Raw genomic sequence first — 8639 nt, forward strand, 5'->3', positions numbered from 1 at the left:
GTGCGGTGCCGATCGGCCGCCCGCAGGGTGACTGCGGGGTGTTTGTGCTGGACGCGTCGCTGCGGCCGGTGCCGGTGGGCGTGGCCGGTGAACTCTATGTGGTGGGCGTGCAGGTGGCCCGTGGGTACGCGGGGCGGCCGGGTGTGACGGCGGAGCGGTTTGTTGCCGCGCCGTTTGGTGGTCGGGGTGGGCGGATGTATCGCACAGGAGATGTGGTGCGGTGGCGTGCGGATGGGAATCTGGAGTATGCGGGGCGTGCGGATGCGCAAGTCCAGCTGCGAGGCTTCCGCATCGAACCCGGCGAAATCGAAGCCGCTCTGACGTCACACCCGCAGATATCCCGGGCAGCGGTGGTGGTGCGTGAGGATCAGCCCGGCGATAAGCGCTTGGTTGCCTACCTGGTGCCCTCGGACGAAGCCTTGAGTGTGGATGGGGGTGAGGTACGTCGGCACGTCGGTGGGCTCCTGCCGGAGTTCATGGTCCCGGCCGCGGTCGTGACTCTTCCCGAACTGCCGCTGACCGCCCACGGAAAGCTCGACCATCGCGCTCTGCCCGCACCCGAATTCCATGGTGAGCCCAGCAGGGCTCCGAGGAACGGGGTCGAAGAAGCCCTCTGCGGGATCTTCGCCGATGTGCTCGGTGCGGACCAGGTCGGGATCGACGACAGCTTCTTCGATCTTGGCGGCCATTCGCTGCTTGCGACTCGCGTGGTCAGCCGTATCCGCACTCTGCTAGGCGCGGAGTTGCCACTGCGCACCCTGTTCGAGGGGCCGACGGTGGCGCGCCTCGCCGAATGGCTGGCGGATGCCGAGCAGGCGCGAGCGGCTCTGGCGCCCATGGAGCGGCCGGCTGAGGTGCCGCTGTCCTTCGCGCAGCGCAGGCTTTGGTTCCTCAACCGCCTTGAGGGATCCGCGACATCTACTTACAACATGCCGATCGCCCTGCGGTTCACGGGTGTTCTGGACTTCAAGGCGCTGTACGCCGCGCTCCGGGATGTCGTGGAGAGGCACGAGTCGCTGCGGACCGTTTTCCCTGAGCGGGCGGACGGCGTTCCGTACCAGCGAGTGTTGCCTACGACGGAGGCATGCCCGTTGTCGGAGGCCATCGCGATCCCTGAGGCCGAGCTGCCGGAGCGGGTGACTGCTGAGGCTACGCGGGGCTTTGACCTGACGGTTGATGTTCCGTTGCGGGCGCGGTTGTTCGCGGTGGCTGGTGATGTGCATGTGCTGGTGGTGGTGTTGCATCACATCGCGGGTGATGGGTGGTCGATGGTGCCGTTGGCGCGGGATGTGGCGGCTGCGTATGAGGCGCGTACTGCTGGCCGTGCTCCGGAGTGGGAGCCGTTGCCGGTGCAGTACGCGGATTACGCGCTGTGGCAGCGGGAGTTGCTCGGTGACGAGTCCGACCCCGACAGCGTGCTCAGCCGCCAGGTCGCGTACTGGACCGAGGCACTGACCGGGTTGCCCGAGCAATTGGAGCTGCCGGTGGATCGTACCCGGCCCGCTGTTGCCTCGTACCGGGGTGACAGCGTCAGGTTCTCGCTGGGATCCGAAGTCCACCGGGGCCTCGCGGAACTCGCTCGGGAGTCGGGCGCGAGTGTGTTCATGGTGGTGCAGGCGGCATTTGCGGCGTTGTTGTCGCGGATGGGTGCGGGGACGGACATCCCGATCGGCTCTCCCATTGCCGGCCGCACGGATGAGGCGCTGGGCGACCTTGTCGGGTGCTTTGTGAATACACTCGTGTTGCGTACGGATGTGTCGGGTGATCCGACGTTCCGTGAATTGGTCGAGCGTGTTCGTCAGCTGGACCTTTCTGCGTTTGCTCATCAGGATGTGCCGTTTGAGTACTTGGTGGAGGTGCTCAACCCGGTTCGGTCGATGTCTCGGCATCCTTTGTTCCAGGTGATGTTGACTTTCCAGAACAATGAGCAGGCTGAGCTCCGGCTGCCGGGGCTGACCTTTACCGGGGAGTCAACGGGCACGGGCGTGGCCAAGTTCGATCTCTCGTTGGGTGTGAGTGAGCACCATGGTGAGGGTGGGGATCCGGCGGGTGTGGTCGGTGTCTTCGAGTTTGCGGTTGATCTTTTTGACCGGGTGACGGTTGAGGAGTTGGCGGGACGGTTCGGCCGGTTCCTGAGCGCGGTGGTGGCGGATCCGAATTGTCGGGTGAGTGCGGTGGATTTGCTGTCGGCGGGGGAGCGGGAGGGGGTTCTCGACCGTTGGCAAGGTGAGCGGGTCGAGGCTCTTTGGGTGTCCTTGTCCGAGGCGTTCGAGGCACAGGTGGAGCGCACCCCGGAGGCAACTGCTGTCGTCTTTGGGGGCATCGAGCTCAGCTATGCCGAGGTGAATGCGCGGGCGAATCAGTTGGCGCGACATCTTCTCGCCTGTGGTGTGGGGGTCGAGGACCGGGTTGCGCTGGTGATGCCGCGTTCGCCGGAGTCGGTTGTGGCGATGTTGGCGGTATTGAAGGCGGGGGCGGCGTATGTGCCGGTGAATCCGGAGTATCCAGGTGAGCGCATTGCCTTCATGCTCGATGACGCTGAGCCTGCGGTGGTGCTCACTAACGCTTCTGCGCGTGGTGTTGTTCCGGCGGGTGTGAGGGTGTTGGTGGTTGAGAGTGCCACGGATGCTGTGCTGGCCGAGTCCGGCGTGAATGTGTCGGATGCGGAGCGGGGTTGTGGTGTGTCGTCATTGGGTGCGGCGTATGTGATTTATACGTCGGGGTCGACGGGCCGGCCTAAGGGCGTGGCGGTGACGCATGGTGGTTTGGCGAATTATGTGATGTGGGCTGTTGGTGCCTATGGGATGGTGGATGGGGGTGGTGCGCCATTGCATTCGTCGTTGGCTTTTGATTTGACGGTGACGAGTGTGTGGGTGCCATTGGTGTCGGGTTCGGCGGTGGTGGTGAGCGGGGATGGCGGTGCCGGGGGGTTGGCGGATGTGGTGCGCCGTTCTGGTGGTGGGTTCGGGTTGATGAAGTTGGTGCCTTCCCACCTTCGGTTGCTGTCCGAGCAGTTGACTGTGGCAGAGGCGGGCGGTGCTGCGCGGACGGTGGTGGTAGGTGGTGAGCCACTGCCTGGTGCGGTGGCGGGTGGTTGGTTGGAACGTTCGCCGGGGTCGGTGGTGGTGAATGAGTATGGGCCGACGGAGACGGTGGTGGGTTGTTGTGTGTTTGCGGTGCGGGCTGGTGAGGAGGTTGGTGAGTCGGTTCCGATCGGGTGGCCGGTCGCGAATACGCGGCTGTATGTGCTGGATGGGTTTTTGCAGCCGGTGGCGCCTGGGGTTGCGGGCGAGTTGTATATCGCGGGTGTGCAAGTGGCTCGTGGGTATGTCAATCGTCCGGGGTTGACGGCGGAGCGGTTTGTGGCTTCCCCATTTGAGCGGGGGGCGCGGATGTACCGGTCCGGGGATGTGGTGCGTCGTCGGCGTGATGGGCGGCTGGAGTACGTGGGGCGGGTTGATGAACAGGTCAAGGTGCGGGGTTTCCGTGTCGAACTTGGGGAGGTCGAGGCGGCTCTGTCCGGTCATCCGCAGATCGCACAAGCGGCTGTGGTGGCACGGGAAGACCAGCCCGGCGACAAGCGCCTGATCGCCTACATCGTCCCGACGGCCGACGCTCCGGCAGTGAACGGAAGCGAGGTGCGAGCCTATGTCGGTGAGCGCTTGCCGGAGTTCATGGTGCCGGCCACTGTCGTGGTACTCCCTGAACTCCCGCTGACCGCCCACCACAAGGTCGACCGACGTGCCCTGCCCGCCCCCGAGTACCGTCCGGTGGCCTCGGGACGCGGCCCGCGCGACGCCCGTGAAGAAGCCCTGTGTGCCATCTTCGCCGAGGTACTCGGCCTGGACCGGGTCGGCATCGACGACAACTTCTTTGATCTCGGCGGCCATTCGCTGCTTGCCACTCGCGTGATCAGCCGCATCCGCACCGTCCTGGGCGTGGAACTTCCCGTCAGCTCTCTTTTCGAAGGCCCCACGGCCAAGGAGATGGCCCGCAGCATCGAGCAGGCCGACGCGGCACGGCCCGCGCTGCTCCCCGCCGTACGGCCCGCTGAGGTGCCGCTGTCGTTTGCGCAGCGCAGGCTGTGGTTCCTCAACCGTTTCGAGGGCTCGGCGGACACCACGTACAACATGCCCATCGCCTTGCGGCTTGTCGGGCCAATGGACCGGGAGGCTCTTCGCGCGGCTCTGCGTGATGTCGTCGTACGCCATGAAACGTTGCGCACCGTCTTCCCTGAAGCCGCCGACGGCATGCCCGTCCAGTGCGTCCTCGACGCTGCAACGGCCGCAGTGGAAGTTCCGGTTCAGGAAATCCGCGAGGAGGAAGTACCGCAGGCCATAGCACGGGCCGCACGGTGCGGCTTCGACTTGACGGCTGAACCTCCGCTGCGTGCATCGCTGTTCGCGGTGGACGAGACCACGCACGTGCTGGTGTTCGTACTGCATCACATCACGAGCGACGGGTGGTCGATGGTGCCGCTGGCGCGGGATGTGGCGGCTGCGTATGAGGCGCGTACTGCCGGCCGTGCTCCGGAGTGGGAGCCGTTGCCGGTGCAGTACGCGGATTACGCGCTGTGGCAGCGGGAGCTGCTCGGTGACGAGTCCGACCCGGACAGCCCGCTCAGCCGCCAGGTCGCATACTGGAAGGCGCAACTGGCCGGTCTGCCGGAGCAGTTGCAGCTACCCACCGACCGTACCCGTCCGGCGGCGGCTTCCCGCCGAGGCGACCGGGTGGGCTTCGAGGTGGACGCGGAGCTCTATCGGGGCCTCATGGACCTCGCCCGCGAGTTCGGCGCCAGCCTCTTCATGGTGGCGCAGGCGGCCCTTGCCGCGCTCCTGTGGCGGCTTGGGGCCGGGACGGACATCCCGATCGGTTCACCGGTCGCCGGCCGCACGGATGACGCCCTGGACGATCTTGTCGGGTTCTTTGTGAACACGCTGGTGTTGCGTACGGATGTGTCGGGTGATCCGAGTTTCCGTGAGTTGGTCGGGCGGGTTCGTGAGGCCGACCTGGCCGCGTACGCGCATCAGGATGTGCCGTTCGAGCACCTGGTGGAGGTCCTCAACCCCACTCGCTCCACCTCCCGGCACCCCCTGTTCCAGGTGATGCTTGCCTTCGAGAACAACGAACAGGCCGAGCTGCACCTGCCGGGGCTCAGCGTGTCCGCTGCCACGGCGTCCACCAAAGTGGCCCGGTTCGACCTGTCCCTCTCGCTCGGCGAGCGGCATGCGGCCGACGGGACCGTGGACGGCCTGACGGGCGCCTTCGAGTACGCCGTCGACCTGTTCGACCAGGGCACGATCGAGGCGATGACCGCCAGGTTCCTCCGACTGCTGCGGCACCTGGTCGCCGACCCTGGGCGGCGGATCGGGGCCATCGACATACTCGAGGCCGGCGAGCGGGAGTGGCTGCTGCGGGGCCTCAACGACACCGGGGTGCCGGTGGCGGACCTGACGGTGCCGCGTCTGGTCGCGCGGCAGGCCGCCGAGGCACCGGAAGCCACCGCCGTGGTGTGTGGCGAAGTCTCCCTGACCTATGCCGAGTTGAACGCACGAGTGAACCGGCTCGCGCACTGGCTCCTCGCGCGCGGCGTCGGGCCCGAGCAGCGTGTGGCGCTGAAGCTGCCCAGATCCGTGGACCAGATCGTGGCGCTTCTGGGCATCCTCAAGGCAGGCGGTGCCTATGTACCGATCGACGTGGACCATCCGGCGGCGCGGGTGGAGTTCATGACGCGGGACTCCGCCCCGCTGCTGGTCCTCGGGCCGGACGAGATGGCCGGAGATTTCACCGCGTACCCGGACAGTGAACCCGACGTGGCCGGGCCGGCTCGCGACGACGTCGCATATGTCATCTACACGTCCGGTTCCACGGGCACGCCCAAGGGCGTGATCGTCTCCCACGGCGCGCTCGCCAACCTTCTCGCCGGGCTGGGGGACCGGCTCGCGCTGCGCTCCGACGACCGGCTTCTCCCGGTGGCGACGATCGCCTTCGACATCGCCACCGCGGAGATACTGCTGCCGCTGGTCGCGGGCGCGGGCCTGGTCCTGGCCGACAAGGCGACCATGACCCAGCCGGCGGCACTGAGGGAGGTGATCCGTGACGCTGGAGTCACCGTCATGCAGGCGACGCCTCCGCTGTGGCAGACGCTGGTGACGTCCGACCCCAGCCTGGTGCGCGGACTGCGGGTCCTGACCGGTGGCGAGGTGCTGCCCGCCGCGCTCGCCGAGACCCTGTGCGCACACGCCGCCGAGGTCACCCTCGCGTATGGACCGACCGAGACGACCATCATCTCCACCCTGGCCGAGGTGGTTCCCGGCACAGGTACCCCGCCCATCGGGCGGCCGATCGTCAACACTCAGGTGTATGTCCTCGATGAGCGCCTGCGTCCCGTGCCGTCGGGCACGACCGGCGAGCTCTACATCGCCGGACACGGCCTGGCCCGCGGCTATCTCGGCCGGCCGGCGCTCACCGGCGAGCGGTTCGTGGCGAACCCGTACGGGCCCGCCGGGTCGCGGATGTACCGCACCGGAGACCTCTGCCGCTGGAACGGCGCCGGCCAACTGGAGTACGCGGGCCGCGCCGACGACCAGATCAAGGTCCGCGGCTTCCGTATCGAACCGGGCGAGATCGAGGCCGCTCTGGTGCGCCACCCCGGCGTCACCCAGGCCACCGTAGTGGTCCGGGAGGACCGGCCGGGCGACCAGCGCCTGGTCGGATATGTCGTGCCCGCGCGCGGTGATGCCCTTGCGGACCCGGGCGAGCTGCGGCGCTTCGTCGCCGGGCTGCTGCCCGACTACATGGTGCCGGCCGCGGTCGTCCCGCTGCCGGAACTGCCCCTGACCCCCAACGGCAAGCTGGACCGGCGCGCGCTGCCCCAACCGCAGTACGCGGCCTCGGGGCGAGGCCCGCGCGACGGCCGGGAAGAAGCCCTCTGCGAGATCTTCGCCGAGGTGCTCGGCCTCGACCGGGTGGGCGTCGACGACAGTTTCTTCGATCTGGGCGGCCACTCCCTGCTGGCTACCCGAGTGGCGAGCCGCATCCGCAGCGTGCTCGGCGTGGAGGTGCCGCTGCGCACCCTGTTCGAGGCGCCGTCCGTGGCACGGTTGGCAGAGCGCCTGGTGGGCGCGCAGACAGCGCGGCAAGCGCTGTCGCCGGTGGCGCGCCCGGAAGTGATACCCCTGTCCTTCGCCCAGCTGCGCCTGTGGTTCCTCAACCGTTTCGAGGGACCCGCATCCGCCACATACAACCTGCCCCTTGCCTTCCGCCTGATGGGCACATTGGACCGGCAGGCACTGCGGGCCGCCCTGGAGGATGTCGTCGCCCGGCACGATGCGCTGCGTACCGTCTTCCCCGAAGGCGACGATGGAGTGCCCTGTCAGCGCATCCTCGCCACCGTCGAGCTCGAGCTGCCGGTCCGGGAGATCGGCGAGGAGGACGTTTCGGCGGCGGTCGCGGAAGTCACCGGGCGTGGCTTCGACTTGAGGTCCGAGGCGCCGCTTCGCGCCGCTCTGTTCGCTCTGCCGGACGGGGACCACGTCCTGGTCGTGGTGCTGCACCACATCGCCGGTGATGGCTGGTCGATGGCACCGCTGGCGCGGGACGCGGCCACGGCGTACGAGGCGCGCACTGCGGGCCGGGCTCCGTCCTGGCAGCCGTTGCCGGTGCAGTATGCGGATTATGCGCTGTGGCAGCGGGAGTTGCTCGGTGACGAGTCCGACCCCGACAGCGTGCTCAGCCGTCAGGTTGCGTATTGGAAGGAGCAACTGATCGACCTTCCGGAGCAGTTGGACTTGCCTGCCGATCGGCCCCGTCCGGCTGTGGCGTCGTTCCAAGGCAGCCGCGTGACGTTCGAGGTGGACGCTCGGGTGCACTCTGGGCTTGCGGAGCTGGCTCGGGAGTCGGGTGCGAGTGTGTTCATGGTGGTGCGGGCGGCGTTTGCGGCGTTGTTGTCGCGGATGGGTGCGGGGACGGACATCCCGATCGGTTCGCCGATTGCCGGGCGTACGGATGAGGCGTTGGACGATCTTGTCGGCTTCTTTGTGAACACGCTGGTGCTGCGCACGGATCTCTCGGGCAACCCCACCTTCCGGGAACTGGTCGGCCGCGTACGGGAATCCGACCTGTCCGCGTACGCGCATCAGGATGTGCCGTTCGAGCACCTGGTGGAGGTGCTCAACCCGGTCCGGTCGATGTCCCGGCATCCCCTGTTCCAGGTGATGCTCGCCTTCCAGAACAACCAACAGGCCCGGCTCCACATGCCCGGCCTCGACATGGAGGCGCTGACCACCCCGGGCCCCGCCAAGTTCGACCTGTTCCTCAGCGTTGCCGAACGCGAAACGGCCAACGGAGCGCCGGGCGGCCTCACGGGCATCCTGGAGTTTGCTGTTGATTTGTTTGATCGGGTGACGGTTGAGGGGTTGGTGGAGCGGTTCGGTCGGTTGTTGGGTGCGGTGGTGGTGGACGCGGATCGGTGTGTTGGTGAGTTGGAGGTGGTGTCCGGGCGGGAGCGTCATGAGTTGTTGGTTCGGCGTAATGACACGGGGGTTGGGGTGCCGTGGGTGTCGTTGCCGGAGGGGTTTGAGGAGCGGGTGGCGTGTGCGCCGGGGGCGGTTGCTGTTGTTTTTGAGGGGGTGGAGTTG

At 67.4% G+C, this 8639-nt stretch carries 1 protein-coding gene; it reads left to right on the forward strand.

Annotated features, from left to right (window positions below):
• Positions 1-8639, forward strand: an 8639-nt coding sequence (locus tag ACV530_RS36285) for an amino acid adenylation domain-containing protein (protein WP_494336998.1), incomplete at both ends; no start/stop codon positions are given.

The organism is Streptomyces sp. SX-6, from assembly GCF_059089585.1.